This window comes from Streptomyces sp. NPDC002889 (genome assembly GCF_042888425.1).
Lineage (GTDB): Bacteria > Actinomycetota > Actinomycetes > Streptomycetales > Streptomycetaceae > Streptomyces.
Genome location: NZ_JBIAPT010000022.1, coordinates 50962 through 77632 on the forward strand (window position 1 = coordinate 50962; position 26671 = coordinate 77632).

At 70.9% G+C, this 26671-nt stretch carries 23 protein-coding genes; 8 read left to right on the forward strand and 15 right to left on the reverse strand.

Features of this window, described 5'->3' with window-relative positions; translation table 11 throughout:
• Positions 1 to 125 precede the first annotated feature (125 nt).
• The 10 genes from ACFYWI_RS28850 to ACFYWI_RS28895 form a co-directional block, all read right to left on the reverse strand.
• A complete protein-coding gene (locus tag ACFYWI_RS28850; RefSeq protein WP_389238049.1) occupies positions 126 to 1961 on the reverse strand; it encodes an IucA/IucC family protein in 1836 nt (611 codons plus the stop codon).
• A complete protein-coding gene (locus ACFYWI_RS28855; RefSeq protein WP_389238051.1) occupies positions 1958 to 2509 on the reverse strand; it encodes a GNAT family N-acetyltransferase in 552 nt (183 codons plus the stop codon). The genes ACFYWI_RS28850 and ACFYWI_RS28855 overlap by 4 nt, the downstream gene beginning before the upstream one ends.
• Positions 2506 to 3789, reverse strand: coding sequence for a lysine N(6)-hydroxylase/L-ornithine N(5)-oxygenase family protein (locus ACFYWI_RS28860; RefSeq protein ID WP_389238053.1), 1284 nt, complete (start codon positions 3787 to 3789; stop codon positions 2506 to 2508). The genes ACFYWI_RS28855 and ACFYWI_RS28860 overlap by 4 nt, the downstream gene beginning before the upstream one ends.
• The gene (locus ACFYWI_RS28865; RefSeq protein WP_389238055.1) at positions 3773 to 5215 is read right to left on the reverse strand and encodes a pyridoxal phosphate-dependent decarboxylase family protein; all 1443 of its coding nucleotides are present in this window, start codon (positions 5213 to 5215) and stop codon (positions 3773 to 3775) included. Before ACFYWI_RS28865 ends, ACFYWI_RS28860 begins: the two co-directional genes overlap by 17 nt.
• A gap of 165 nt (positions 5216 to 5380) precedes the next feature.
• Positions 5381 to 6259 (reverse strand): siderophore-interacting protein, encoded by an 879-nt coding sequence (locus ACFYWI_RS28870; RefSeq protein WP_389238057.1) that lies wholly within the window; start codon positions 6257 to 6259, stop codon positions 5381 to 5383.
• The gene (locus ACFYWI_RS28875; protein ID WP_389238059.1) at positions 6256 to 7293 is read right to left on the reverse strand and encodes an ABC transporter substrate-binding protein; all 1038 of its coding nucleotides are present in this window, start codon (positions 7291 to 7293) and stop codon (positions 6256 to 6258) included. The genes ACFYWI_RS28870 and ACFYWI_RS28875 overlap by 4 nt, the downstream gene beginning before the upstream one ends.
• A 190-nt stretch (positions 7294 to 7483) precedes the next feature.
• Positions 7484 to 8644 (reverse strand): acyl-CoA dehydrogenase family protein, encoded by a 1161-nt coding sequence (locus ACFYWI_RS28880; protein ID WP_389238061.1) that lies wholly within the window; start codon positions 8642 to 8644, stop codon positions 7484 to 7486.
• 5 nt (positions 8645 to 8649) lie between these two features.
• On the reverse strand, positions 8650 to 9567 hold the full coding sequence (locus ACFYWI_RS28885) for a hydroxymethylglutaryl-CoA lyase (RefSeq protein ID WP_389238180.1): 918 nt from the start codon (positions 9565 to 9567) through the stop codon (positions 8650 to 8652).
• An 11-nt stretch (positions 9568 to 9578) separates the two neighbouring features.
• Positions 9579 to 11576, reverse strand: coding sequence for a biotin carboxylase N-terminal domain-containing protein (locus tag ACFYWI_RS28890; RefSeq protein WP_389238063.1), 1998 nt, complete (start codon positions 11574 to 11576; stop codon positions 9579 to 9581).
• 13 nt (positions 11577 to 11589) lie between these two features.
• Positions 11590 to 13221, reverse strand: a complete 1632-nt coding sequence (locus ACFYWI_RS28895) for a carboxyl transferase domain-containing protein (protein WP_389238065.1) — start codon at positions 13219 to 13221, stop codon at positions 11590 to 11592.
• 88 nt (positions 13222 to 13309) lie between these two features.
• Here ACFYWI_RS28895 and ACFYWI_RS28900 point away from each other — a divergent pair, with 88 nt between their 5' ends.
• From ACFYWI_RS28900 to ACFYWI_RS28920, 5 genes are all read left to right on the forward strand, one after another.
• A complete protein-coding gene (locus tag ACFYWI_RS28900) occupies positions 13310 to 13900 on the forward strand; it encodes a TetR/AcrR family transcriptional regulator (RefSeq protein ID WP_389238067.1) in 591 nt (196 codons plus the stop codon).
• A gap of 148 nt (positions 13901 to 14048) precedes the next feature.
• A complete protein-coding gene (locus tag ACFYWI_RS28905) occupies positions 14049 to 14213 on the forward strand; it encodes a hypothetical protein (protein ID WP_389238069.1) in 165 nt (54 codons plus the stop codon).
• A gap of 99 nt (positions 14214 to 14312) precedes the next feature.
• Entirely contained in the window at positions 14313 to 15101 is a 789-nt protein-coding gene (locus ACFYWI_RS28910) for a phosphatase (RefSeq protein WP_389238071.1), read from the forward strand.
• Positions 15102 to 15566: 465 nt separating this feature from the next.
• Positions 15567 to 16244, forward strand: a complete 678-nt coding sequence (locus ACFYWI_RS28915) for a response regulator (RefSeq protein WP_389238073.1) — start codon at positions 15567 to 15569, stop codon at positions 16242 to 16244.
• The gene (locus ACFYWI_RS28920) at positions 16241 to 17320 is read left to right on the forward strand and encodes a sensor histidine kinase (RefSeq protein WP_389238075.1); all 1080 of its coding nucleotides are present in this window, start codon (positions 16241 to 16243) and stop codon (positions 17318 to 17320) included. The genes ACFYWI_RS28915 and ACFYWI_RS28920 overlap by 4 nt, the downstream gene beginning before the upstream one ends.
• Positions 17321 to 17360: 40 nt before the next feature.
• On the opposite strand, the gene ACFYWI_RS28925 is transcribed toward ACFYWI_RS28920, so the two are convergent.
• The 5 genes from ACFYWI_RS28925 to ACFYWI_RS28945 all read right to left on the reverse strand — a co-directional run bounded on the left by ACFYWI_RS28925 (position 17361) and on the right by ACFYWI_RS28945 (position 22282).
• The gene (locus ACFYWI_RS28925) at positions 17361 to 17525 is read right to left on the reverse strand and encodes a hypothetical protein (protein WP_389238077.1); all 165 of its coding nucleotides are present in this window, start codon (positions 17523 to 17525) and stop codon (positions 17361 to 17363) included.
• Between the two features lie 16 nt (positions 17526 to 17541).
• Entirely contained in the window at positions 17542 to 18423 is an 882-nt protein-coding gene (tesB, locus tag ACFYWI_RS28930) for an acyl-CoA thioesterase II (protein WP_389238079.1), read from the reverse strand.
• Between the two features lie 23 nt (positions 18424 to 18446).
• On the reverse strand, positions 18447 to 19604 hold the full coding sequence (locus tag ACFYWI_RS28935; protein WP_389238081.1) for an acyl-CoA dehydrogenase family protein: 1158 nt from the start codon (positions 19602 to 19604) through the stop codon (positions 18447 to 18449).
• 454 nt (positions 19605 to 20058) lie between these two features.
• Entirely contained in the window at positions 20059 to 20541 is a 483-nt protein-coding gene (locus ACFYWI_RS28940) for a hypothetical protein (RefSeq protein WP_389238083.1), read from the reverse strand.
• A 106-nt stretch (positions 20542 to 20647) separates the two neighbouring features.
• Positions 20648 to 22282 (reverse strand): PucR family transcriptional regulator ligand-binding domain-containing protein, encoded by a 1635-nt coding sequence (locus ACFYWI_RS28945; protein ID WP_389238085.1) that lies wholly within the window; start codon positions 22280 to 22282, stop codon positions 20648 to 20650.
• Positions 22283 to 22423: 141 nt separating this feature from the next.
• Here ACFYWI_RS28945 and ACFYWI_RS28950 point away from each other — a divergent pair, with 141 nt between their 5' ends.
• Genes ACFYWI_RS28950 through ACFYWI_RS28960 form a run of 3 tightly spaced genes read left to right on the forward strand, consistent with a single transcriptional unit; the run spans position 22424 to position 26621 of the window.
• The gene (locus ACFYWI_RS28950) at positions 22424 to 23920 is read left to right on the forward strand and encodes a sodium:solute symporter (RefSeq protein ID WP_389238087.1); all 1497 of its coding nucleotides are present in this window, start codon (positions 22424 to 22426) and stop codon (positions 23918 to 23920) included.
• A 41-nt stretch (positions 23921 to 23961) separates the two neighbouring features.
• Positions 23962 to 24942 carry an agmatinase gene (gene speB / locus ACFYWI_RS28955; RefSeq protein ID WP_389238089.1) on the forward strand — a complete coding sequence of 327 codons (981 nt, stop codon included), beginning with the start codon at positions 23962 to 23964 and terminating at the stop codon, positions 24940 to 24942.
• Positions 24939 to 26621, forward strand: coding sequence for a thiamine pyrophosphate-binding protein (locus ACFYWI_RS28960; RefSeq protein WP_389238091.1), 1683 nt, complete (start codon positions 24939 to 24941; stop codon positions 26619 to 26621). Before speB ends, ACFYWI_RS28960 begins: the two co-directional genes overlap by 4 nt.
• The last annotated feature ends 50 nt before the right edge of the window (positions 26622 to 26671 follow it).

Below are 26671 nucleotides of genomic sequence, written 5' to 3' on the forward strand. Positions count from 1 at the left end.
CCCTCCGGGACTCCCCGGCCTGCGGCCGGGGCACACCGGGTGGGCGCCCGCCCGTCCAGGCCGGCCGTTCAGGCCCGCGTGACCGGGGGCTTCGGCCGTGCCCCCGGTCCTCGGACCTCCCCCGGCTACGGTCGGGAGGCGCTCTCGGACGGACCGGCGCCAGCGAACCGTGAGATCGGGTTCTCGAGGGCGCCGACGAGCTGGAGCGCGCCCGACGGGTCGGCCAGATCCACCATCTGCTCGTTGTTGCGCAGCTGGAGCCGGTTGAGGCAGGACAGCGCGAACTCGCCGGTGAACATGTCGTACTGGCGGAACTTGTCGGCCAGATGCGGCACCGAGTCCTGGTACGCGCTCACGCACTCGGCGACCGTCCGCCAGAACGTCTCCTCGTCGAGCCGGCCCTCGTCCACCAGCGTGGCGCCGAGGAAGCGGAAGAAGCAGTCGAAGACATCGGTGAAGATCGACAGCAGCTTCATGTCCTCGGGCACCTCGACCCGGATCCGCTCCACGGCCGGCGGCAGCACCGCCACCGGGTCCATCACCGCGATCTCCTCGGCGATGTCCTTGAAGATCGTCCGCCGGACCGTGCCGTCCTCGGCGATGACGAGGATGACGTTCTCGCCGTGCGGCATGAACACCAGGTCGTACGCGTAGAAGCTGTGCAGCACCGGGACCAGGTAGGCGTCCAGATAGCGGCGCAGCCACTGGGCGGGCGCGAGCCCCGCCTCGTCGATCAGTGCGCCCGCGAACGAGCGGCCCTCGTGGTCCACATGGAGCAGCGACGCCATGGTGGCCAGCCGTTCGCCGTCCCGCAGCGACGGCACCGGGCTCTCGCGCCACAGGGCGGCCAGCATCTTGCGGTACGGCGAGTAGCGGTCGGTCGCCCGCTCGTACTCGAGATGGCGGTAGCCGACCGCCGCCCGCTCCCTGATGATCGAGAAACGGGCCGCCTTCAGCACGTCGTCGCGCTCCACCAGGCCGGCGAGCCAGTCGTTGATCGCCGGGGTCGCCTCCATGTACGCGGCCGAGAGGCCGCGCATGAAGCCCATGTTGAGCACGGAGAGAGCGGTCTTGACGTAGTGCTTGGCCGGGTCGCTCCGGTTGAAGAACGTACGTATCGACTGCTGCGCGAGATAGTCGTCGTCGCCGGGGCCCAGACAGACCAGCCGCTGCTGGGCTATCTCGGCGGCGAAGGTGACGGAGAGCTTGTTCCACCACTGCCAGGGGTGCACGGGCAGCAGCAGATAGTCGGACGGGTCGAGGCCCAGCGCGGTCAGCTGTCGGCCGAAGCGGGCGAGGGCGGCCTCACCTAGTTCGGCCTTCATCAGCGCGTCGTGGTCGAGCCCGGCGCCCGAGGTGAAGGTGGTGCGGTCGCGGCGCGCGGCCAGCCACACGAGCCTGACCTCGCTCGCGGTCTCGGGGGCGTACGAGAGGTACTCGTGCACCCCGAAGCCGAGCCGTCCGTTGTTGGCGACGAAGCAGGGGTGGCCCTCGGTCATCCCGGTCTCGATGGCCTGGAACCCGGCCGTCGTCAGCTCGGCCGAGGAGAGCGGCTTCTTGGTGAGTTTGTAGGCGGTGCCGGAGAGAGTGGAGGAGATCTCCTCCAGATACACCGGGAGTATGCCGTCGCTCAGGCCGAGCGCCCCACGCAGCTCGATGAAGAAATCGAGCGCGTCGAGCGGAATCTGCTCGCCGGCGCGGTGGCGGGTGAGGGAGTCGGCCGCGATCTGCCAGTGGTCCAGGGCGAACCGCCGCGCGGTGAAGCGGTACTCGACGCGCCCGTCGTCACTGAGCACGCGGTAGGCCCCCGGAGCTGTGTCCGGGGAGGCGCTCGCGTCGAGCGGCTCGGGGGTCAGCAGTCGCTCGTGGGCGAACTCGGCCAGTGCTTTGCGGATCAGCTGCCGGCCGGCCTTCTCCCACAGCTCGGGCGTCAGATGCGCCACGGCGTCGACGGGGCTCATCCGCCCACCTCCTGCGTCGCCAGGAACTGCTCGCGGGTGCAGAAGCTCAAGTAGGCCTCCTTGTCCGGCTTCCGTATCTTCTCGGCGATCTCGAATCCGACGGCCTCGTTGAGCGCGTGGACGGCGCTGTTGCGTACATCGGGCTCGACGACGACCCGCTCGGTCGCGGGATCCTCGAACAGCGCCGCCATCACCGCGGTGATCACCGCGCGGGTGAAGCCGTGCACCGGGGTGTCCGTCGGCGCGACCAGGAAGTGCATCCCGACATCACCGGGCCGGGCCTCGTACAGCCCCTTGAGCTCCACCTCGGCCGGGTTGTAGCGCTCCATCAGGAACGCGGGCTCCCCGTTGTGCAGCCCGATGAAGGCGTCGTGGTGCTCATGGGCGGCGATCGCCATGTACTCGCGTTCCACGTCCTGCAGGGCGGCGTTCTGCATCAGCCAGAAGGCGGCCTTGGGGTGAGTGACCCAGCCGTGCACCAGCTCCGCGTCCTCCAAGGGGTCCAGCGGGCGGAGGCCGAACGTTCCTGCGGCGGTGGTGGTGCTCATACGGAGAACTCCTGGAAAGCGATGGACTTTTCGACGGGGTAGTACTCGCGGCCCAGCAGCTCGCCGATGATGTAGGCGTTGCGGTACGCACCCATGCCCAGGTCGGGCGAGGTGATGGAGTGCGTGTGCACGGCGCCGTTCTGCAGGAAGATGCCGCGGCCGGTGGTGTCGATGCTGTAGTTGCGGGCCACGTCGAACCGGCCGTGCGTATCGAAGCGGATGCGGTGGCGGACCGGCTCCAGGAACTGCGGGATCTCGGCCTTGTAGCCGGTCGCGAGGACCAGCCCCTCGGTGATGAGCGAGAAGTCGCGCTCCTGCTCCTCCTGGCGCAGACCCAGGGTGTAGGTGCCGGAGGCCGCGTCGTGGCTCGCGGCGTTCAGCGAGGCATTGGTCAGCAGCCGGGTCGGTACCGGACCGTCCAGGCTCTTTTGGTAGAGCAGGTCGAAGATCTCGTTGATCAGATCCCCGTCGATGCCCTTGAACAGGTTTTTCTGCCGGTTCTCCAGGCGGTGGCGGGTGGTCTCGGGCAGTGCGTGGAAGTAGTCGATGTACTCCGGAGAGGTCATCTCCAGCGTGAGCTTGGTGTACTCCAGCGGGAAGAACCGCGGCGAGCGGGTGACCCAGTTCAGCCGGTAGCCATGTACATCGATTTCGGCGAGGAGATCGAAATAGATCTCCGCGGCACTCTGGCCGCTGCCCACGAGGGTGATGGACTTCTTCTTCACCAGCTCGGAGCGGTGGTCCATGTACGAGGAGTTGTGGATGTGGTCCCCGCCCAGGTCCCGCACCGGCTCCGGTACGTACGGCGTGGTTCCGGTGCCCAGAACGAGCCGGCGGGCCCGGTACGTCTCGTCCTGGGTGGTGACGGTGTAGAGCGCTTCCTTGTCGTCGTACTCCACCGACCGCACGGTCCGGTTGAACCGGATGCCGGACAGGTTGGCGGCGACCCAGCGGCAGTAGTCGTCGTACTCGGTGCGCAACGGGTAGAAGTTCTCCCGGATGTAGAACGAGTACAGCCGCCCTCTCTCCTTCAGATAGTTCAGGAAGGAGTACGGGGAGGTCGGGTCGGCCATGGTGACCAGGTCCGACATGAACGGCGTCTGGAGGTGTGCGCCGTCCAGGAACATGCCGCGGTGCCAGCTGAAGTCCGGCTTGGACTCCAGGAACAGGCCGCTGAGCTCATCGATCGGCTCGGTGAGGGCGGCAAGGCCGAGGTTGAAGGGGCCCAGCCCGATCCCGATGAAGTCGTAGATCCGACGGGAATCAGGAAGCGTGGACAAGGTTCTCTCCAAGGAACTGCTCGGCGTGGCCGGCGATCAGGTCGAGTACGGCGGCGATGTCGTCGGTCGTCGTCTCGGGGTTGAGCAGGGTGAACTTGAGGTACTGGCGTCCGTCGACCTTCGTCCCGGCGACCACGGCCTCGCCCGAGGCGAACAGCGCCTTGCGCGCGTGGAGGTTGGCCTGGTCGATGAGGGAGGGGCTGGTGACGGACCGGGGGATGTAGCGGTAGACCAGGGTGGACAGCTGCGGCCGGACCACGACGTCGAATCGCGGGTCGGCGGCGAGCAGCTCCCAGCCGGCCGCGGCCAGGTCGCAGACCTCGTCGAAAAGGGACCCGACACCGTCCGCGCCCATCACCCGCAGCGTCATCCACAGCTTGAGCGCGTCGAAGCGGCGGGTGGTCTGCAGGGACTTGTCGACCTGGTTGGGAATCCGCTCCTGGATCGTGCGCCGCGGGTTGAGGTAGTCGGCGTGGTACGTGGCATGGCCGAGCGTCGCCGCGTCCCGGACCAGCACCGCCGAGGAACTGATTGGCTGGAAGAAGGACTTGTGGTAGTCCACGGTCACCGAGTCGGCGCGCTCGATGCCGTCGAGAAGGTGGCGACGGGTGGGGGAGGCCAGCAGACCACAGCCGTACGCGGCGTCCACATGCATCCAGGTGCCGTACTGCTGTGCCAGCTCGGCGATCTCGGGCAACGGGTCGATGGAACCGAAGTCGGTGGTGCCCGCGGTGGCGACGATCGCCATGGGGACCAGGCCCGCGGCGGCCGTGCGCTCCAGTTCGGCGGCGAGTGCGACGGTCTGCATCCGCTTGTTGCGGTCCACGGGGACGGAGACGACGGCGTCGTCGGCGAGGCCCAGCAGCGTGGCGGACTTCTGCACGCTGAAGTGGCTGCACGCGGAGGTGAAGACGCGCAGTTTCGCAAGGTCGCGGGTCTTGCTCTCCTGGCGGGCGAGCAGCAGCGCCTGGAGGTTGGACTGGGTGCCGCCGCTGGTGAACACACCGTCGGCGGCCTGGCCGAGGCCGATCCGCCGCGTGGTCCAGTCGATCAGGCGGCGCTCGATCAGGGTGCCGCCGGCGCTCTGGTCCCAGGTGTCGAGGGAGGAGTTGACCGCGGAGAGCACGGCCTCGCCGAGGACGGCGGGGATGACGACCGGGCAGTTGAGATGGGCGAGGTAGCGGGGGCTGTGGAAGTAGACGGCGTCCCGCAGATACACCTCCTCGAGCTCGTCGAGGGCGGCCGAGGCGTTCCCCAGGGGACGGTCGAGGTCGACCGCGGCGATCACCGGGCGAAGTTCGTCGGGAGTCACTCCGGTGAACGGCCGTCGCGTTGTGGCGAGTCGGTTCGCCACCCGCTCGACTCCTTCGGTCACGGAGCGCCGATAATGCTCCGCCGTTACGTCATTGAGCAGGTGCGAGCGCATGCAAGGTCCTCCCGTGCGCGGGGACTTGGCCACTCCCTCAGGACAGGGGAAGGGGGCGAGGGGCGGCGTTGAAGTAAGGTTAGCCTAACCTAACTTCACTCTACGTTCCCTCGCCCCCTCGGGGCACGGCCGGGTTGCGCGGCTGGTCACACGGCCAGGCGGCTGTCAGCCGTCGCTGTCCTGGCCCGCCACTTCTTCGCCCGCCGTCCCGCCGCTGGTGGCTTCCTCGCGCAGACCGTCCTCGCTCAGACCGCGCTTCCAGTAGCCGACGAACGTGACCCGGCGGCGGTCGAACCCGCGGTCGTTCACGAGGTGCCGGCGCAGTGCCTTGACGCTGCCGGACTCGCCCGCGATCCAGGCGTACGGAACCCCCGCGGGCAACTCGGCCCCGGCGACGGCCTCCACGCCCGACGCGGCGCCCTCCTCCCGGACCAGCCAGGTGACATCGATGCCGGCGTCGGTGTTCAGCGACAGCCGGTCCCCGGCGTGCGGGACCTCCAGGAAGACCCTGGCTTTCCGGTCGGCGGGCAGCCACTCCAGGATCGCCGCGGCGGCGGGCAGCGCCGTCTCGTCCGCCCAGATCAGCACCCAGTCGGTGTCCTCGGGCGGACGGCAGCGCACCGCCGTGTTGTCGGGAACGGCCGGGCCGAGCACCGTCACCCGGTGCCCCCGCTCGGCGGCCAGCGCCCAGCGGCAGGCAGGGCCGCCGTCCTCGTGCACGGCGAAGTCGATGTCGACCTCGCCGGCCTCGGTGCGCTGTTCGCGCACCGTGTACGAACGCATCACGGCACGCACGTCGTCGGGCAGCGCACGCCATGCGCCGAGGACTGCGTACAAGTCGCCCGCGTCGACGGGAACGACGGGAGCGTCCTGGCCCCGGTGCGGCAGGAAGAGGGAGAGGGACTGGTCGCGGCCGCCGGCGGCGAAGTCCTTCAGGCTGTCCCCGACGAAGGTGACCCGGACCAGGGACGGGCCGAGCCGCCTTGTCCGCGCAACCTGCAGGTCGAAGAAACGGAACGGGGCGGTCTCGGTCGCCGTCGTCATCGTCGGGCGACCTTCTTCGCGTTCTCGATCGCCTTGGCCAGGTCCTCGAGGATCGGCGCGCACTTGTCGTAGGAGTAGATCGGCTCCGTGACGCGCGGGATGACCTGGCCGGCCTTGACGGCGGGCAGCTTGGCCCAGGTCGGCTTGGAGGTGAGGGCGTCGGGCTGCAGCGTGCCTGTGCGGTTGTCCAGGATGATGATGTCGGCGTCGTACTTGTCGGCGTTCTCCCAGCTGAGCTCCTCGAAGAAGCCCTGCGCGTTGGGCTTGGGCTCGACGAACTTCACGCCCAGTTCCTGGAAGTAGAGCGTGTCCGCGGACATCTTCGGCACGGAGACGTAGAACAGGTCCTGGCTGCCGGAGCCGATCAGGACCTTGAGCTCAGGCCTGGACTTGGCGGCCTGGCGCAGACGCTCGGCCGCCTTCTCGAAGCGGGCCTTGGCGTCGGTGACCTTCTTCGCCTCGAGGTCGGCGCCGAGGGACCGGGCGAGCTCGGCGTGGCGCTGGAGCGCCTTGGGGACGGTGGTCTGCGCGGCCCACAGGGCGACGCTCGGGGCCAGCTTGAGGATCTTGTCCTTGGACTGGTCCGGCACGTACCAGAGGGCGTCCTTCTCCCACATGGCGGTGACCAGCAGATCCGGCGCGAGCGCCGCGTACTTCTCTATGTTGAACTCGCCCCAGACGTTGCCGAGGATCTCGACCTTGGTGATGTCGAGATCTCCGGCCTGGACGTCGGGCTTGCCGTCGGTGGTCTTCGTCGGGCCGAAGACGCCCTTGACCTCGACGCCGTAGTCGAACAGAGCGGCGGCGGTACCGGTGAAGGCGACGATGTTCTTCGGGGTGGCCTTCGCCTCGGCCTTCTGGCTGCGGTCGTCCGTGAAGGACCAGGGGCCGGACTTCTTCCCGGCGTTCTTGTCCGCGGCATCGGTCCTGCTGTCGTCCTTGCCGCAGGCGGCGAGCGCGGCGCCCAGCCCGAGAGCGCCGCCTGCGGCGAGCAGACCGCGACGAGTGAGATGGGAAGCTCGGGCGTTGGGCATGATGATGTCCGCTTTCGTACGTGCCGATTCGGCCAGTGGGCAGGTTTGAAGGTAGGTTAGCCTAACCTCAGTAACTGTCCAGAGAGTGCCCGCGGGGACGGCCCCGGCCGCGGGACACGACCGGTACGTGAAGCCGGACACGCGACTGCGCGCGGCCCCGTCAGGATGCCGCGCGCAGTCTTGGTGCGTCTCAGCCGGTGAGGCCCAACTCCCGGGCGATCAGCATCCGCTGGACCTCGCTCGTGCCCTCGCCGATCTCCAGGATCTTGGAGTCCCGCCACATACGGGCCACCGGGTACTCGTTCATGAAGCCGTACCCGCCGTGGATCTGCGTGGCCTCACGGGCGTTGTCCACGGCCACGGTGGACGAGTACAGCTTGGCGAGCGCCGCCTCCTTCTTGAACGGCTCGCCCTGCACCAGCCGCGACGCCGCGTCACGCCAGCCGACGCGTGCCATGTGCGCCCGCATCTCCATGTCCGCGATCTTGAACTGGATGGCCTGGTTGGCACCGATCGGCCGCCCGAACGCATGCCGCTCATGGGCGTACTTCACCGACTCGTCCACACAGCCCTGGGCGAGACCGGTCGCCAGCGCCGAGATCGCGATCCGGCCCTCGTCCAGGATGCGCAGGAACTGGGCGTACCCACGGCCCTCCTCACCGAGCAGGTTCGCCACCGGAACGCGGACGTCGGAGAAGGACAGCTCACGGGTGTCCGACGCGTTCCACCCCACCTTGGAGTAGGGCGCGGCGACCGTGAAGCCGGGGGTGCCGGAGGGGACGATGATCGAGGAGATCAGCGGGCTGCCGTCGGCCGTGCGGCCGGTGACCGCGGTGACCGTGACCAGGCCCGTGATGTCCGTACCGGAGTTGGTGATGAAGCACTTGGAGCCGTTGATCACCCACTCGTCGCCGTCGCGGACGGCCGTCGTCCGCGTGCCGCCCGCGTCCGAGCCGGCGCCCGGCTCGGTCAGCCCGAAGGCGCCGAGCAGCTCGCCCGAGCACAGCCGGGGCAGCCACTCCCGCTTCTGCTCCTCGGTGCCGAAGCGGTAGACGGGCATCGCGCCGAGCGAGACACCCGCCTCCAGGGTGATGGCCACGGACGAGTCGACGCGGGCCAGCTCCTCGAGGGCGATACCGAGGGCGAGATAGTCGCCGCCCATACCGCCGTACTCCTCGGGGAAGGGCAGTCCGAACAGGCCCATGCGGCCCATCTCACGGACGATCTCGTACGGGAACTCATGGCGCTCGTAGAAGTCGCCGATCTTCGGGGCGATCACATCGTGCGCGAACTGCTCGACCGTACGGCGGAGTTCCTCGTGTTCGGCGGAGAGCCGGTGGTCCAGGGACATGGGAGTCACTCCTTGTGGGAGAGGGCACGGACGGTACGGGAGGGGCTGGGGCGCCCCAGCTGTTCGGCCATCCACGCGCTCGTGGCGGTGAGCCGGCCGAGGTCGACCCCTGTTTCGATGCCGAGGCCGTGGAGCATCCACACGAGGTCTTCGGTGGCGAGGTTTCCGGTCGCGCTCCTGGCATACGGGCAGCCGCCGAGGCCGCCCGCCGATGCGTCGACGACGCTCACTCCGTGCCGCAGCGCGGCAAGCGTGTTCGAGAGCGCCTGACCGTAGGTGTCGTGGAAATGCACGGCGATCGTGCGTGTCGGCACGCCCGCTTCGTTCAGTGCGGTGAGCAGGGCGGAGACATGACCGGGGGTGGCGACGCCGATCGTGTCGCCGAGGCTCAGCTCGTCACAGCCCATGTCCGCCAAGTGCTTGGTGACCCGGACGACCTGCTCGATCGGGACCGCGCCCTCCCAGGGGTCGCCGAAGCACATGCTCAGATAGCCGCGCACCCTCAGGCCCTGCTCGACCGCCCGTATGACGACCGGCTCGAACATGGCGAGCGCCTCGTCGACCGTGCGGTTGAGATTGGCCTTGGCGAACGACTCCGTGGCGCTGGCGAAGACGGCGACCTCGCGGGCGCCGAGCGCGAGGGCCCGGTCCAGGCCGCGCTCGTTCGGCACCAGGACGGGAAGCCGTACCCCGAGGTCCCGCACGAGCGGGAACAGCTGCTCCGCATCCGCCAGTTGGGGCACCCACTTGGGGTGCACGAAACTGGTCGCCTCGATGGTGGTCAGGCCGGCGTCGGCGAGGCGGCGGACGAACTCGGCCTTCACCTCGGTCGGCACGACCGACTTCTCGTTCTGCAGGCCGTCGCGGGCGCCGACCTCGTGGATGCGCACCCGGGCGGGCAGGCCGCTGTCGGGCACGACCATGGGCAGCGTCGTCACTTCTCCTCCTCGCTTTCGGCGGGGCCGTGGGCGGGGTCCTCGTCCGGGGTGACCACGGCGAGCACCTGGTCCATGGCGACCGTGGTGCCGGCGGTGACATCGAGCTCGGTGACGGTCCCGGCGTGCGGGGCGGAGATGACGTGCTCCATCTTCATCGCCTCCACGACCAGCAGACTCTGCCCGGCGGCCACCGCGTCGCCGACGGCCACCTTGACGACGGTCACCGTCCCCGGCATGGGCGCCGCGAGCGTGTCGACGCCCGAGCGCGCCGCCCCGCTCAGGGCGGCCTCGACCGGGTCGAAGTCCATGACGTGCCAGCTGTCGCCGTCCCGGCCCAGCCAGTGGCCGGCCCGGTGGAAGGTGTGGGTGACGCCGTGCAGCTCGACGCCGACCCGGTCGCCTGTGACCCGGGACGCCGCTCCCGGCCGTGCCGTGTGCGTCACGGGCTCGGCTCCCGGTACGCGCAACGAGAAGGAGGGCGGGGCCGCTTCGCCGCCCATCCGCCAGCCGCTCGGCACCGAGAACGGGTCCGTCCAGCCGCCGGAGCCGTCGGCCGGACGGGGCTCGAGCTCCGCCTGCCGGACCGCCGCCGCCGCCTCGTACACCTCGTCCGGCACGTCGGCGGGGACCAGTCCGTCGGCCTCCCGCTCGACCAGGCCCGTGTCCAGCTCACCCGAAACGACCGCCGGGTGGGCCAGCAGCCGGCGCAGGAAGCCCGCGTTGGTCGGGACGCCGAGCGTCACCGTGTCCGACAGTGCGGCGCGCAGTTTGCGCAGGGCGGTCGCGCGATCGGGGCCGTACGCGATGACCTTCGACAGCATCGGGTCGTACAGACTGCCGACCTCCGAGCCCTCGGTGAGGCCCGAGTCGGTGCGCACGCCGTCGCCCTGCGGCTCGTGGAGCCTGAGAACGGTGCCGCCGGAGGGGAGGAAGTGGCGGGACCCGTCTTTGACGAGCACAGTCTCGGCGCAGATACGGGCCTCGATCGCGTGACCCGTGAGCGTGATGTCGTCCTGGGCGAACGGCAGTTTCTCACCGGCCGCGACACGCAGCTGCCACTCCACCAGGTCCAGGCCCGTGATGAGCTCCGTGACCGGGTGCTCCACCTGGAGACGGGTGTTCATCTCCATGAAGAAGTACTGCGACGGGTCCGTGCCCGGGACGATGAACTCCACCGTGCCCGCACCGCGGTAGCCGCAGGAGCGCGCCGCCTGTACGGCCGCCTCGCCCATCGCCGCGCGCGTCGCGTCGTCCAGAAGGACGCTCGGCGCCTCCTCGATGATCTTCTGGTGGCGGCGCTGGAGCGAGCACTCGCGCTCGCCGAGATGGACCACATTGCCGTGGCCGTCGGCCAGTACCTGGATCTCGATGTGGCGGGGGCGGTCGATCCAGCGCTCGACGAGGAGCGTGTCGTCACCGAAGGACGCCCGGGCCTCGCGCCGCGCCGCCGCGATCTCCTCGAGCAGCGCGGACTCCAGGCGGGTCAGGCGCATGCCCTTGCCGCCGCCGCCCGCGGAGGGCTTCAGCAGCACCGGCATGCCGATCTCGCGGGCGGCCGCGGCCAGTTCGTCATCGGTGAGACCGCTGCCCGAGGAGCCGGGGACCACCGGGACACCGGCCGCCTGCACCGTCTCCTTGGCGCGGATCTTGTCGCCCATCAGCGCGATGGCGGAGGCGGGCGGACCGATGAAGACCAGGCCGGCCTCGGTGCACGCGTTCGCGAAGCCCGCGTTCTCCGCGAGGAAGCCGTAGCCGGGGTGCACGGCCTGGGCGCCGGTGCGCACCGCCGCGTCCAGCAGGCGCTCGACGGACAGATAGCTCTCGGCGGCCGGGGCGGGGCCGATCCGGACGGCCGTGTCCGCCTCGCGCACATGGCGGGCGTCGGCGTCCGCGTCACTGAACACGGCGACGGAGCGGACGCCCAGCGTCCGCAGGGTGCGGATGACCCGTACGGCGATCTCGCCACGGTTGGCGACAAGAACGGTGTCGAACATGGATTGAAGTCCCTCACATCCGGAAGACGCCGAAGCCGGGCTGTGTGTGATCCCTTTGGCCCAGCGGGGCATTGGCGCACGAGGTCAGGGCCAGACCCAGCACCTGGCGGGTCTCCAGCGGGTCGATCACGCCGTCGTCCCACAGCCGCGCCGTCGCGTAGTAGGCGTTGCCCTGGGTCTCGTACTGCGCGCGGATGGGGTCCTTGAACGCTTCCTCCGCCTCGGCGGGCCACTGCTCGCCGCGCCCCTCGAGCTGGTCACGCTTGACCGTGGCCAGCACGGACGCTGCCTGCTCGCCGCCCATCACCGAGATCTTGGCGTTCGGCCACATCCACAGGAAGCGGGGGCTGTAGGCGCGGCCGCACATGGAGTAGTTCCCCGCGCCGTACGAACCGCCGACGACCACCGTCAGCTTCGGCACCCGGGTGCAGGCCACCGCCGTGACCATCTTGGCGCCGTGCTTCGCGATGCCGCCGGCCTCGTAGTCCTTGCCGACCATGAAGCCCGAGATGTTCTGAAGGAACAGCAGCGGGATGCCACGCTGGTCGCACAACTCGATGAAGTGCGCGCCCTTCTGGGCGGATTCGGCGAACAGGATGCCGTTGTTGGCGACGATGCCGACCGGGTGGCCGTGGATCCGGGCGAAACCGGTGACCAGGGTCTGCCCGAACTCGGACTTGAACTCGGCGAACCGGGAGCCGTCGGTGATCCGGGCGATCACCTCCCGCACGTCGTACGGCGTGCGCGAGTCCACCGGCACCGCGCCGTACAGCCCGGCCGGGTCGACCTTGGGCTCCTCGGCAGGCTCGACGGACCAGGGCAGCGGACCGCGCTCGGGGAGGGTCGCGACGATGTTGCGCACGATGCGCAGGGCGTGGGCGTCGTTCTCCGCGAGGTGGTCGGTGACACCGGAGACACGGGAGTGGACCTCGCCGCCCCCGAGCTCCTCGGCGGTGACGACCTCGCCGGTCGCGGCCTTCACCAGGGGCGGCCCGCCGAGGAAGATCGTGCCCTGGTTGCGGACGATCACGGCCTCGTCGCTCATCGCCGGGACGTACGCGCCACCGGCGGTGCACGAGCCGAGTACCGCCGCGATCTGGGGGATACCGGCGCCTGACATCCGTGCCTGGTTGTAGAAGATCCGGCCGAAGTGCTCGCGGTCGGGGAAGACCTCGTCCTGCATGGGCAGGAAGGCGCCGCCGGAGTCGACGAGATAGACGCAGGGCAGGCGGTTCTCCAGGGCCACCTCCTGGGCGCGGAGGTGCTTCTTGACCGTCATCGGGTAGTAGGTGCCGCCCTTGACGGTGGCGTCGTTGGCGACGACGACCACTTCGCGGCCGCTGACCCGGCCGATACCGGCGATCACGCCGGCGGCCGGTGCCTGCCCCTCGTACATCCCCTCGGCCGCGAGGGGGGCGAGCTCGAGGAAGGGCGAACCGGGATCGAGAAGGGTGTCCACGCGCTCGCGCGGCAGAAGCTTCCCGCGCGCGGTGTGCCTGGCGCGGGCCTTCTCCCCACCGCCGAGGCGGGCCGCCGCGAGGCGGGATCGCAGGCCGTCGGCGAGCTCCTGATGTGCCGCCTCGTTGGCCTGCCAGGCCTGGGACGCCGGATCCGCGGCGCTCGCCAGTACTGGTGCCTGCTGCATCGCTCGAGCTCCCTTGCTCGGTTAATGAGCGTTAACGTGTTTCCCTTAGGTTAACGACCGCTAACAGCCCTGTCTAGAATGAATTCCCATGAGCACCAGGACCTCGGCCCCGACGCGCCGTGAGCAGATCCTCAGGGAGGCCGCGCGCCTCTTCGCCGAGCGCGGTTTCCACGGGGTGGGCGTCGACGAGATAGGCGCGGCGGTCGGCATCAGCGGCCCCGGCCTGTACCGCCACTTCGCGGGCAAGGACGCGATGCTCGCCGAACTGCTGGTGGGTATCAGCGAGCGGCTGCTGAGCGGCGGCCGGCTGCGGGTGGAGGAGGCGGCCACGGACCCCGAGGCGGTGCTGGCGTCCCTGATCGACGGCCACATCGACTTCGCGCTCGACGACCGTCCGCTGATCACGCTCCACGACCGGGAACTGGACCGGCTGCGGGACAGCGACCGCAAGCTGGTGCGTCAGCTGCAGCGGCAGTACGTGGAGCTGTGGGTCACGGTGGTGGGCGACCTTCATCCGGAGGTTCCCCAATCCGAGGCCCGCGCGGCGGTCCACGCGGTGTTCGGCCTCCTGAACTCGACCCCGCACCTGGGCACCACGGACGGCCTCCCGAGCCGGACGGCCGCCGAAACGCTGCTGCGCCGCCTGGCCCACGGGGCGTTCGCGTCCCTCACGCGCTGACCGGATCCCGTGGGGAGGCGGGCGCATTTCCGTCTCCCCGCTGCTGCCGGCACCCGGCGTGCTCCCCGACGATCAGGACCCGGGACCGCCGTCGTCCGCGCCACGCCGGCGCTGGTAAGGCGCGCTGCCCGGGCCCGGTTTCCGCACGATGACTTGCACCAGTCCGCCGGTCGACCTGCACCACCCCCTGCCCGACGGCTCCCGGCTCGAACAGCCCGGGCAGCCGGCCGAGCTGCTCGATGCACACCCCCGTGTCGTCGCCGTGCTCACCGGCGTCCTCGTCGTGCTCGGTGTCCGGACGGCCGCTGCATGACCGCCGAAGGTGCGGTCGGCCGGGGGAGCGGCGGGCGTGACGCGTCCCACCGTTCGGGAAGGTGCGTACTCTGCGCGCACCTGGCGGCACAATGGGCTCATGTCGATACCCAGCCGTGCCGCCCTTGTCGATCATCTCGTCCGCTCACGTATCGCCGGAGACGTCGCGACACCCCGCGACAACAACCTCTCCCACTACCGCAAGCTCGCCAACGGCGACCGCCACTACTGGCTGGGGCTGGAGCTCGGGGACCGGTGGACCGACGAGCAGGACGTACTGGCCGTGATGGCCGAGCGGTGCGGGGTCAGCGACGATCCCGAGCATCGGTACGGGCAGGACACGATCGACCCGGAGCTGACCGTCGACGCTCTGGAGCGGATGGCGGCGCGGCTGCGCAAGGCCGCCGCCGGGCAGGAGCGCGTGCTGTTCGCGACCGGGCATCCCGGGGGGCTGCTGGATGTGCACCGGCAGACCGCCGCCGCGCTGCGGGCCGCCGGGTGCGAGATCGTACGGATCCCGGGCGGGCTGACCGCCGACGAGGGCATGGTCTTCCAGTTCGCCGACGTCGCCGTGCTGGAGCGCGGCGCGACCTTGTGGCACACCCATTCGCCCGCGCCCATGGCCGCGATCCTGGACGGGCTGGAGCGTGAGGGCAGACCACAGCCGGATCTCGTCGTCGCCGACCACGGATGGGCCGGCTGCGCGGGGCAGCGCGGTCTGGATTCCGTCGGGTACGCGGACAGCAACGACCCCGCGCTGTTCATCGGCGAGGCCGAGGGGACCCTCCAGGTGACGGTCCCGCTCGACGACCATGTCACCGACCCGCGCTTCTACGACCCCATGACGGCCTACCTGCTGGACGCGGCGGGACTCAGCTCCTCCGAGTGACCCATGGGGGACGTCACTCGGAAGGGCTCACCCCCGCCGCATGGGCGGGCTTGCTCCTGACGGCGGTCCGCACGTCGGCCGGACCGCCCACTCGCCCTCTGCCGAGGCGGCGAGGGCTGAGCGACCGCGATGCCACCGCCACGGCCCGGTAGCGGCTCAGTAACGGCGACGGTCCCGGTGCTCTGTACGATTCCGGCGGGCCACACCGCCCGGGCGCAGACGGTGTGTCACCCGGGCGGCGGTCCGGGCCGCGTCGTATGCCGATTCATCGGTGTACGACGGTTCCTCCTCGGCCGGTGGCACCGCATACGAATCCCCTTCGCGGGCGAGCCCGGCGGCCCGTGCAGCGAAGTCCCGGAAGTTCGGTCGAGCCCCGGGTATCCCGGTGGGCGCTTGTGGCGTCCTAGGATCTGCATCCAGGCTCGCAGTCCCAGGCACCACATCGCTCACACCACAGGACGACCTTTGCTCTACGACTTGAGGCCGCCGGTGCGTGTGCTCGTCGTCGACGACGAGGAGCTCGTACGCGCCGCACTGCAGCGCATCCTCGACGCCGCCGACGCGATCACGGTCGTGGGGACCTGCGACGGCCCCGACGCGGTCGACGCGGTCCGGCGGCTCGCCCCCGACGTGGTGCTGCTGGACATCGACATGCCGTCCGTCGGCGGCCTGGACGTGCTGCGCCGCCTGCGCGCTCTTTCCCGGCCGCCCGTCGTGGCCATGCTCACCGCCCTCGACCGGGCCGACCACGTCGAGCGCACGCTGCGGGGCGGTGCCTCCGGGTTTCTGCTCAAGAGCACCGAGCCGCGGCTGTTCGTCGACGCCGTGCGGCTGCTCGCAGCAGGTGGCGTCATCTGCACACCGCCAGGCAGCGCGGCCGTCCTCGCCCGGTACGCCGGCTCGGCGCCGACGCCCGCCCCCGACGCGTCCGACGGGCTGGCAGGGCTCACCGACCGCGAACGCGAGGTGCTCGTTCTGATCGCGGCCGGACTGCCCAACACCGACATAGCCACCCACCTCGGCATGGGCGTGACCACGGTCAAGACCCACATCGGGGCGCTGAAGCGGAAGCTCGCCGTCACCAGTCGGGTGGGCCTGGCCACCGTGGTCCACCGATCCGCTGCCGGGCAAGGTTCAGGATGACCGCCCGCCGCTGGGCGGTCGAAGCGCTTGTCGTCGCCGTCGCCGCCGTCGAGGCACTGGCGACCCGGCACTGGCTGGAGGACCGGATGTTCGCCGGCGCGCTCGTCGTTGCGGTCGTCCTCGTCCTGCGCAGGCGCTTCCCCCGGACAGTTCTCGCTCTCACGCTGCCCACCCTCGCCACCGGCGTGCTGTGGCTGCCCGCGATGTGCGCGCTGCACGCACTCGCCGCCTCCGAGCGCCGTCGAGGCGAGGTGATCGCCGGGTCGGCCGCCGTCGCGGTCGTCGCCTTCGTCCCGTGGCGGGACCTCGGCGGATACGCCTGGACGCTCCCTGACACCACCCTCGGCGTCCTGCTGGCCGGGCTGCTCGCGGTCGCCCCCGCGGCGCTCGGCGCTCTCGGCCGGGCGCGCTCGGAACTCGCCGCCCGCCTCGCCGACCTGGCGCTCTCCCGGGAACGCGAGCGCCGGTACGCCGCTGAACAGGCCGCGCTGAGGGAGCGTGAACGGCTGGCCCGGGACGTCCACGACACCGCGGCCCACCACCTCAGCCTCATCAGCCTTCGCTGCACCGCACTCGCCGCGGCGGCGGAGAACTCCCCCGGCTTCCGCCTGGAGGCCGAGGCGCTTGGCGAGCTGAGCAGGCACGCATCGGCCGGCCTGCGCCAGGCGATCCGCCACGAGACACCGGGCCTGGCGCAGCTCCCCGAACTTGTCGTGGCCGCGGGCGACGGCGTACGCGCGGACCTCGCCCGAGTGGACCTCGCGGACTGCCCGCCGGAGATCCAGCACACCGCGTACCGCATCGTCCAGGAGGCACTGACGAACGTGCGCCGGCACGCGCCGGGTGCCCGGGCCGATGTCGCGGTGCGCTACACACCTGACGCCCTGCACATCTGCGTCCACAACGGGCCACCGTCCGTGCCCGGTCCACGCCCCGAACTCGGGGGCGGCCAGGGTCTTCCGGGGCTCAGGGTCCGCACGGCGGCCCTCGGCGGCACCCTCACCACGGCCCCGAGGCCGGACGGTGGCTTCACCCTCGAGGCGGTGCTGCCGTTGCCGACGCCGGCCTCCTGGTGATCAGCGCGCACCCGCTGCTGCCTGGTCTCGCGATGGCCTGTCAGCCGCGCCACCGGCCGCGCACGACGCAGTACGCGCCGCCCGCCAGGAGCCCGAACTCCGCGCAGCGCAGCGCGATCTGCGGCGCGTGGCCTCCGCGGCCCGCGACCTCCACCTGCTCGGTGACGAGCACGGCGAAGGTCGGACGGCGGCGCCGAGCACGCATGTCGGTTGCCCGAGCGTCAGGACGAGGCGTGCGGGACGCGGACCACGCCTTCCTGGATCACGGAGATCGCGAGCTGCCCGTCCTGGGTGTAGATCCGTGCCTGGCCCAGGCCCCGGCCGCCCGACGACGACGGCGACTCCTGGTCGTACAGCAGCCATTCGTCCGCCCGGAAGGGCCTGTGGAACCACATGGCGTGGTCCAGTGACGCGCCGACCACATCGCCGACCGTCCAGCCGCCCCGGCCGTGCGCGAGCAGCACCGAGTCCAGCAGGGTCATGTCGGAGACATAGGTCGCCAGACAGACGTGCAGCAGCGGGTCGTCGGCGAGCTTGCCCTGGGTGCGGAACCAGACCTGCGAGCGCGGCTCGCGCGGCGTGCCGAAGTCGCCGAACGGCGGGGTGTCCACATAGCGCAGATCGACCGCGGCCCGCGCCTCCAGCATCCGGTCCACCATGCGCGGGTCGGCGAAACGGTCGGCGTACCGCGGCAGGAGCTCGGCCGCCGTCGGCAGCGTCTCCGGGGCGGGCGCGGGCGGCATGTCCGCCTGGTGCTCGAGGCCTTCCTCGTACGTCTGGAAGGAAGCCGAGAGATGGAAGATCGGCGCACCGTGCTGCACGGCCACGACCCGGCGCGTGGTGAAGGAGCGGCCGTCCCGGATGCGGTCGACCGTGTAGACGATCGGCGCGCCCGGGTCGCCCATGCGCAGGAAGTACGCGTGCAGTGAGTGGGCCGTACGGTCCTCGGGGACGGTGCGGCCCGCGGCCACCAGTGCCTGGGCCGCCACCTGCCCGCCGAAGACCCGAGGGACGACGGCGGAGCGGGAGCGGCCCCGGAAGATGTTCTGCTCGATCTGCTCCAGGTCGAGCAGATCGAGCAGATCGTCAAGTGCTGTGCTCATGGAAGGAACGTACTGAGTTCCGCTTACAGGCCCATGTCCTTGGCGATGATCGACTTCATGACCTCGCTGGTGCCGCCGTAGATCCGGTTGACGCGGTTGTCGGCGTAGAGGCGGGCGATCGGGTACTCGTTCATGTAGCCGTAGCCGCCGTGCAGCTGCAGGCACCGGTCGATGACGCGGTGGGCGACCTCGGTGCAGAACAGCTTCGCGGACGCGGCCTCGGCAGGCGTCAGCTCACCGGCGTCCAGGGCCTCCAGCGCGCGGTCGGCCACGGCCTCGGCGGCGTCCACCTCGGCCTGGCAGGCGGCCAGCTCGAACTTGGTGTTCTGGAAGTGCGCGACCGGCTTGCCGAAGACCGTGCGGTCCTGCACGTACTGCTGGGCGAACCGGACGGCCGCCTTGGCCTGTGCGTACGCGCCGAACGCGATGCCCCAGCGCTCGGAGGGCAGGTTCGCGCCGAGGTAGTAGAAGCCCTTGTTCTCCTCGCCGAGCAGGTCCTCGACCGGGACCTTGACGTCGACGAAGGCCAGCTCGGCGGTGTCGGAGGTCTTCAGGCCGAGCTTGTCCAGCTTGCGGCCGACGGAGTAGCCCGCGGACTTGGTGTCCACGGCGAACAGGGAGATGCCGAAGCGGCGGTCGTCCTCGCGCGGCGCGGAGGTACGGGCACACACGACGACACGGTCGGCGTGCACACCGCCGGTGATGAAGGTCTTGGCGCCGTTGAGGACGTAGTGCGTGCCGTCGTCCGAGAGCTTGGCCGTGGTCTTCATGCCCGCGACGTCGGAGCCGGTGCCCGGCTCGGTCATCGCCAGCGCCCACATCTCCTCGCCGGTGACGAACTTGGGCAGGTAGCGCTTCTTCTGCTCGTCGTTGGCGAGCAGCTGGATGTAGGGCAGGCCCAGCAGCACGTGCACGCCGGAGCCGCCGAAGTTGACGCCCGCGCGGGCGGTCTCCTCGTACATCACGGCCTCGTACTTGTGCGACTCGATGCCGGCGCCGCCGAACTCCTCCTCGACCCGGATGCCGAAGACGCCCAGCTCACCGAGCTTGTAGTAGAAATCGCGGGGCGCCTGGCCGGCCGCGAACCACTCGTCGTAGACCGGAACGACCTCGGCCTCGATGAAGGCCCGGATGGTCTCCCGGAACGCCTCGTGGTCCTCGTTGAAAACGGTACGGCGCACGGACGCCTCCTCGTGACTGTGTGGATACGCTGCGATGTCTAAGCGCTTGCTCAGCAGAAGTTACCGGGTGGTCACCAGGGCTGTCCAGATTCCGATGCGGTCGCGCTCGTCACAGGCGACCCCTCGCGATCACTGCCCGCGCAGCGCGAGCGCTGTCCAGGGGTGACAAGGGGCACGCTCGTGGGCCCCGGTGGGAAGAAGTCGGGTGACCACCATCGCCGCTGACCGTGTCCCACAGGCCCTCGCGAGCGCGACCGGCTTGCCGTTCGGCGGCCTGGCGCTGAGTGTGCGTGTCAGTGCCCGCCACAAGTGCTTCGCGGGTGGGCCGGGACTGGGCGAGCGGCCGACGCCCGGGCACGCTGCGGGCTTCCGGCGGTTGCTGGGGCAGGCGCGCGGAGTGCCCCCATCGGCTGAGGCATGAGCCCAGGGCGGGCCTGAGGACGTTGGGTTCGGGTCAGGCCGTGATTGCCGGGGGCGGGGGTCCCTGTGGCTCGTCCGCCTCGTATGCGCCGAGCGCGGCCTGGCGGAGTTCCAGCAGGTCGGCGAGGTCCTCGGGACGCAGGTGGTCCTGGGACAGCTTCACAGTGGCCGCGCCCTCCAGCCGGGCCCATGCCGCGCGGGCGCGCTTGTTGCCCAGGCAGCGTCTGCCGCTGCGGAGGAAGCCCGCGCCCGCCCCGAAGCTCGCGGAGGCCAGGGCGATCAGGGCCGCGGGGATGCGGGCGTCGGCCGTGGCCAGGCCCGCGGCTCCGGCGATGCCGGCGAGGAGGGCGGCGGGGAAGCCCAGGGCTATGTCGGCCTTGGCCCAGAAGTCGGCCCGCCGGTGGGCAAGAGCGTGCATACGGGCCGCTTCTTCGCGCAGTCGCTTGATCTCGGCTCGCAGCAAGAGCGAGGGCTCATCCGTGGGGACGGGTGCGGAACCGTCGGCGATGGTGGCCATGCAGAGATTCAACACCCCTGATGGATGAGGGCACTTGTGGTCGCCGTGACAGTTTTCGGGAGCGGCGGTGGTGGAGTTCCTACGGATGGATGCACGTCCCGGTACTTCACCTGTACCGCAGCGCGAACCAGAGCTCCATCCGCGCGTCCGGGTCGTCCAGATCGTCGTCCAGGAGAGCCGCGCATCGGGCGATGCGCTGGCGCACCGTGTTGCGGTGGACCTCCAGCGCCGTGGCGGTGCGGTCCCAACTGCCGTGCAGGGACAGCCAGGTGTGCAGGGTCTCGATGAGCGCGGGGGAGTCGCGCAGGGGTGCGAGGCGCAGCCGCGCCTCGTCCGGGGAGGGCAGCCCGGTCAGGGTGGTCTCCCGGTGTCCGACCACATCGGCCCGGGTAGCGGCCGCCCGGCGCACCGCCCGCGCGGCCTGGGTGTCGGCGGCGGCCAGCTCGTCGGGCCCCGCGGGGGCGCTCACCCCCAGCGCCCAGCCCGGCTGCGCGGCCACGTCGCGGCCGGCCGGGAGCAGGATCCGTACGTCACCGTCCGCGTCCGGGTCGACGAGCGCGCTGCCGAGCGCGGCGCCGAGCGCCGCGGCGGCGAACGGGGTGCCGCGGCCGCCGCGCGCATGGACCACGGTCCACGGGCCGGGGCCGAGCAGCTCGGCGGCCTCGGCGGGGCTCGCGCCGAGCAGCAGCCGTACGAGCGCGGTGCTGCGGTCGGTGGCCTCGGTGCCCTGATGCGGGGCGGTGAGCAGGGAGAGAAGGACGACGGCGACCCCGGCGACGGTGTGATCCCCGGCTTCCCGCGCGGGTGCGGCGAGCCCGAGCACCAGCCCCTGGTTACCGCCGAGGGCGTACGCGGCGAGGTGGGTGACGGAGGGCGCCCCGGACCCGGTCGCGCCTGCGGTGGTCCGGGGCGGGGTCCCGGTGGAGGTCCCGGCGTTCCCGGCGTGGGACGCGGGCCCGGCGGACGGCTCGGTCCCCGACGCGGACCCCGTTGCGGCGCCCTCCGCCGGGGTCGACGTCCCGGCCGCTCCCGGCGAGGTCACCGTGTCCGTAGCCGACGACGGTGCCGGGCGGGGTGCCGGTCCCTGACCGGCCGGGGAGTCCGCCGACTGCGAGGGGTTCACCACCCGGGCCAGGCGAGCGATGCCCGCCACCGCCTCGGGGGTCTGCGCGCGGCCCGCCGCATGGAGCTGGGTGCCGTCCGGGCCGAGCAGGACCGCCCAGCCCTCCAGCCGTGCCGCCAGCTGGTGCAGCACCGCCGGGACCGGGTCCGGCCGGGCAGCCGCGGCGGCAAGGCCCTGCTGGGCCTGGGTCACCCGGCGCAGTTCGCGGTGCCGGGCCTCCGCCATCAGCCGCCACACTGCACGTGCGACCGCGGTGAACGTCGTCCGCGCCGGCACCTCGATCAGCGGCAGCCCATGCCGGTCGCACGCCTCGATCAGTTCGGCCGGCACCGTGTCGTGCACCGGCGCCACCCCGAAGCCGAGCGCCGCCGCACCCGCCTGCACGATGCGCGAAACGTAGCGGTCGGGGTCCTTCAGCAGGACGCCCGCGCTCAGCAGAAGCTCACCGCCGAGCAGATACGGATAGGGATCCGCCATTTCGGACGTATGCACCATATGGATGACCACTTCGTCCCCGTCCCGCGGGCCGGCGATCCGGCGCAGTCCGAGTTCCGGGCCGGCCAGCAGCGAAGCCAGCGGGATCGGTGGGGTGGGCGGGGCTGCTGTGGGCTCCGGCATGGACGATCCATCCATTGACGTGGTGAAGAGTAGATAAAACGTACACTTCTACGTCGCTTTCAGGCCACCTACCGTCGGTGCCCAACAGCAGTGCTCACGCACTGGTCCGAGGACCCGGGGGACGAGACGAAAGGAATGCCGATGGCTGTCGACTATGCAGTGATCGTCGTCTATCTGGCCGGCATGCTCGGCATGGGCTGGTGGGGCATGCGCCGCGCCAAGTCCAAGAGTGAGTTCCTGGTGGCGGGCCGCCGGCTCGGCCCCTGGATGTACTCCGGCACGATGGCCGCCATCGTCCTCGGCGGTGCATCCACCATCGGCGGCGTCGGCCTCGGCTACAAGTACGGCCTCTCCGGCGCCTGGATGGTCTTCACCATCGGTCTGGGCCTGCTCGCACTGAGCGTCTTCTTCTCCGCGCGCATCGCCCGGCTGAAGGTCTACACCGTCTCCGAGATGCTCGACCTGCGCTACGGCGGCAAGGCCGGACTGATCACCGGTGTCGTGATGTGGGCGTACACCCTGATGCTCGCGGTCACCTCGACCCTCGCGTACGCCACGATCTTCGACGTCCTCTTCGACATGCAGAAGCCCGTCGCGATCATCCTCGGCGGCTCGATCGTCGTCGCCTACTCCACGCTCGGCGGCATGTGGTCGATCACCATCACCGACATGGTGCAGTTCGTCGTCAAGACGGTCGGTGTGCTGCTCCTGCTGCTGCCCATCGCCGTGATCAAGGCCGGCGGCTTCGCCGAGATGAAGGCCCAGCTGCCCACCGAGTACTTCACCCCGCTCGGCATCGGCGGCGAGACGATCTTCACCTATGTCCTCATCTACACCTTCGGCATGCTGATCGGGCAGGACATCTGGCAGCGCGTGTTCACCGCGCGCAGCGACCGCACGGCCAAGTGGGGCGGCACCGTCGCCGGTACGTACTGCCTGGTGTACGCGCTCGCCGGCGCCGTCATCGGCACCGCGGCCAAGGTCCTCTACCCGAAGCTCCCCAACGCGGACGACGCCTTCGCCACCATCGTCAAGGACGAACTCCCCATGGGTGTCCGGGGCCTGGTCCTGGCCGCCGCGCTCGCCGCGGTGATGTCCACCTCCTCCGGCGCCCTGATCGCCTGCGCCACCGTCGCCAACAACGACATCTGGGCGCGCCTGCGCGGCGCCGTCACCCCCCGGGCCGACGGCCGGGAGCACGACGAGGTCAAGGGCAACCGGGCCTTCATCCTGCTGATGGGCATCGCCGTCATCTGCATCGCGATCGCGCTCAACAACGTGATCGAGGCGCTGACCGTCGCCTACAACCTGCTCGTCGGCGGACTGCTGGTCCCGATCCTCGGCGGACTGCTCTGGAAGCGCGGCACCGTGTACGGCGCGCTGTCCGCCGTCGTCGCCGGCGGCCTCGCGGTCATCGGCCTGATGTGGAAGTACGGCATCCTCGCCAACGAGCCTGTCTACTACGGCCTGCTCCTGTCCCTCGCCGCGTACGTGGTCGTCAGCCTGGCCACCCGCCCGACGGACGAGGCGGTCCTCGCCCACTGGCGCGAGCGCCTCGCGGGACGCGGCCATGAGGCGGACGCCGAGGACGAGGCCCGGCTCGAGGGCGCGGGCGAGCCCGCCGCCGTGCAGAGCTAAAGTCGTAAAACGCATCGAAGTGTAGGAAGAAGGAAATTCACATGAGCAGCAACGACACGCCGCGCGGTCCGATCGACTCGTCCCGTGTCCCGCGGTACGCCGGACCCGCGACGTTCGCCCGGCTGCCCAGGCTCGACGAGGTCGGCACCACCGACGTCGCCGTGGTCGGCGTTCCCTTCGACGCCGGGGTCTCCTACCGTCCCGGTGCGCGCTTCGGCGGCAATGCGATCCGCGAGGCGTCGAGGCTCCTGCGCCCGTACAACCCGGCGCAGGACGCCTCGCCCTTCGCACTCGCCCAGGTGGCGGACGCGGGCGACATCGCGGCCAACCCGTTCAACATCAATGAGGCCGTCGAGACCATCGAGGCCGCGGCCGACGATCTCCTCGGCACCGGCGCCCGGCTGATGACGCTCGGCGGCGACCACACCATCGCGCTGCCGCTGCTGCGCTCGGTCGCCAAGAAGCACGGCCCGGTCGCCCTGCTGCACTTCGACGCCCATCTCGACACCTGGGACACGTACTTCGGTGCCGAGTACACCCACGGCACGCCCTTCCGGCGCGCGGTGGAGGAGGGCATCCTCGACACCGAGGCGCTCTCCCACGTCGGTATCCGCGGGCCGCTCTACGGCAAGCAGGACCTGACCGACGACGAGAAGATGGGCTTCGGCATCGTGACCTCGGCGGACGTCTACCGCCGTGGCGCCGACGAGGTCGCCGACCAGCTGCGCCGGCGCATCGGCGACCGCCCCCTCTACATCTCCATCGACATCGACTGCCTCGACCCGGCCCACGCCCCGGGCACCGGTACCCCCGAGGCGGGCGGCATGACCTCCCGGGAGCTCCTGGAGATCCTGCGCGGTCTGGCCTCCTGCAACCTCGTCTCGGCGGACGTCGTCGAGGTCGCCCCGGCCTACGACCACGCGGAGATCACCTCGGTCGCCGCGTCCCACACGGCGTACGAGCTGACCACGATCATGTCCCGCCAGATCGCCGCGGCGCGTGAGACGGGCGGGGCCAAGTGACGCACGACCACGACCTCGTACTGCGCCCCACCGAGGCACAGACCGCGGCGGCACTCGCCCCGCCGGCCGGCCGCAACGGCGGCGACCTGGTCGTCGAGACCCTCGAAGGCCTCGGCGCGACCACCATCTTCGGCCTTCCCGGCCAGCACGCGCTCGGCATGTTCGACGCCCTGCGCCGCTCGCAGCTCGACTACGTCGGGCTGCGGGTCGAGAACAACGCGGGCTTCGCCGCCGACGCCTACGGGCGGATCACCGGCCAGGCCGCCCCGCTGCTGCTGTCCACCGGACCCGGTGCGCTCATGTCGCTGGCCGCGCTGCAGGAGGCGGCCGCCGCCTCCGCGCCCGTGCTCGCCATCGGCAGCCAGGTCCCCACCGCGGGGCTGGGCGGCGGCCGACACGGTTACCTGCACGAACTGCGCGACCAGCAGGCCTCGTTCCGCGACATCGTGAAGTCCGTGCACACCGTGCGCACCGCCTCCCAGATTCCCTCGGCGATCGCCGCGGCCTGGGAATCGGCGCTCACCGCCCCGCACGGGCCGGTCTGGATCGAGATCCCGCAGGACGTCCTGCTGGCCGAGACGACCCTGCCCGTCGTCACGGCCATGGACGCGACCCCGGACGAGGTCGTACCGCGCCCCGAACTGACCGCGGTCGCAGCCCATCTGCTGTCCAACGCCTCCCGGCCGGTGATCATCGCGGGCGGCGGGGTCGTACGCTCCGACGCGGCCGGCAAGCTGCTCGCGCTCGCCGAGAAGATCGACGCGCCGGTCGTCACCACCTTCGGCGGCAAGGGCGCGTTCCCCTGGGAGCACCCGCTGTCCCTCCAGTCCTGGCTGGAGGACCGTCACACCACGGACTTCCTCGAGGCGGCGGACGTGCTGCTCGTGGTCGGCTCGGGCCTGGGCGAACTGTCCTCGAACTACCACACGTTCGCCCCGCGCGGCCGGGTCGTCCAGATCGAGGCGGACCTCGGCAAGCTGGAGTCCAACCACGCGGGCCTCGGCATCCACGCCGACGCGCGCCTTGCGCTGTCGGCACTGCTGGAGACGGTCGAGGCACGCGAGGACGCGACGGCGGCCGATGCCGTACGTGACGTGCTCGCCAAGGTCCGGGACCGTATCCGGTCCCAGGACCTCACTCTGGAACAGCGGGTGCTGGCCTCGGTCCGCGAGGCCCTGCCGGACACGGCCCCCAGCTTCTGGGACATGACGATCCTGGCGTACTGGGCCTGGTCGGCGTTCGACGCCCGCCACCCGAACACGATGCACTCCGCCCAGGGCGCCGGTGGCCTCGGCTACGGCTTCCCGGCGGCGCTGGGCGCGGCCGCGGCCGACCGCACGCGTCCGGTGCTCGCGGTCTCCGGCGACGGCGGAGCGATGTACTCGATCGCCGAGCTCGCCACGGCCCGCCAGTACGACCTGCCGGTCACCTGGCTGATCGTGGACGACGGCGGCTACGGCATCCTGCGCGAGTACATGACGGACACGTTCGGCGAGGCGACGGCGACGGAACTGTCCCGCCCGGACTTCGTCGCGCTCGCCGAGTCCTTCGGCGTCCCGGCGACGCGCACGAGCGTCGAGACGCTGACGGAGGACCTGGAGAAGGCCTTCGCCGAGCCCGGCCCGTCGGTCGTCGTGCTCCCGGCGCTGCTGCGGATGTTCGCCCCGACGCATGTGTGACCCCCGGGGCGCTGTGACCACCTGACCGCCCGGCCCCGCCGTTTCTCCCC

Excerpts from the sequence above, each read along its gene's own strand:
- ACFYWI_RS28850 (WP_389238049.1), bottom strand. The coding sequence starts at position 1,961 with ATGAGCCCCGTCGACGCCGTGGCGCATCTGACGCCCGAGCTGTGGGAG.
- ACFYWI_RS28855 (WP_389238051.1), bottom strand. The coding sequence starts at position 2,509 with ATGAGCACCACCACCGCCGCAGGAACGTTCGGCCTCCGCCCGCTGGAC.
- ACFYWI_RS28865 (WP_389238055.1), bottom strand. The coding sequence starts at position 5,215 with ATGCGCTCGCACCTGCTCAATGACGTAACGGCGGAGCATTATCGGCGC.
- ACFYWI_RS28870 (WP_389238057.1), bottom strand. The coding sequence starts at position 6,259 with ATGACGACGGCGACCGAGACCGCCCCGTTCCGTTTCTTCGACCTGCAG.
- ACFYWI_RS28875 (WP_389238059.1), bottom strand. The coding sequence starts at position 7,293 with ATGCCCAACGCCCGAGCTTCCCATCTCACTCGTCGCGGTCTGCTCGCC.
- ACFYWI_RS28880 (WP_389238061.1), bottom strand. The coding sequence starts at position 8,644 with ATGTCCCTGGACCACCGGCTCTCCGCCGAACACGAGGAACTCCGCCGT.
- ACFYWI_RS28885 (WP_389238180.1), bottom strand. The coding sequence starts at position 9,567 with ATGGTCGTGCCCGACAGCGGCCTGCCCGCCCGGGTGCGCATCCACGAG.
- ACFYWI_RS28890 (WP_389238063.1), bottom strand. The coding sequence starts at position 11,576 with ATGTTCGACACCGTTCTTGTCGCCAACCGTGGCGAGATCGCCGTACGG.
- ACFYWI_RS28895 (WP_389238065.1), bottom strand. The coding sequence starts at position 13,221 with ATGCAGCAGGCACCAGTACTGGCGAGCGCCGCGGATCCGGCGTCCCAG.
- ACFYWI_RS28900 (WP_389238067.1), top strand. The coding sequence starts at position 13,310 with ATGAGCACCAGGACCTCGGCCCCGACGCGCCGTGAGCAGATCCTCAGG.
- ACFYWI_RS28905 (WP_389238069.1), top strand. The coding sequence starts at position 14,049 with ATGACTTGCACCAGTCCGCCGGTCGACCTGCACCACCCCCTGCCCGAC.
- ACFYWI_RS28910 (WP_389238071.1), top strand. The coding sequence starts at position 14,313 with ATGTCGATACCCAGCCGTGCCGCCCTTGTCGATCATCTCGTCCGCTCA.
- ACFYWI_RS28920 (WP_389238075.1), top strand. The coding sequence starts at position 16,241 with ATGACCGCCCGCCGCTGGGCGGTCGAAGCGCTTGTCGTCGCCGTCGCC.
- ACFYWI_RS28925 (WP_389238077.1), bottom strand. The coding sequence starts at position 17,525 with ATGCGTGCTCGGCGCCGCCGTCCGACCTTCGCCGTGCTCGTCACCGAG.
- tesB (WP_389238079.1), bottom strand. The coding sequence starts at position 18,423 with ATGAGCACAGCACTTGACGATCTGCTCGATCTGCTCGACCTGGAGCAG.
- ACFYWI_RS28940 (WP_389238083.1), bottom strand. The coding sequence starts at position 20,541 with ATGGCCACCATCGCCGACGGTTCCGCACCCGTCCCCACGGATGAGCCC.
- ACFYWI_RS28945 (WP_389238085.1), bottom strand. The coding sequence starts at position 22,282 with ATGCCGGAGCCCACAGCAGCCCCGCCCACCCCACCGATCCCGCTGGCT.
- ACFYWI_RS28950 (WP_389238087.1), top strand. The coding sequence starts at position 22,424 with ATGGCTGTCGACTATGCAGTGATCGTCGTCTATCTGGCCGGCATGCTC.
- speB (WP_389238089.1), top strand. The coding sequence starts at position 23,962 with ATGAGCAGCAACGACACGCCGCGCGGTCCGATCGACTCGTCCCGTGTC.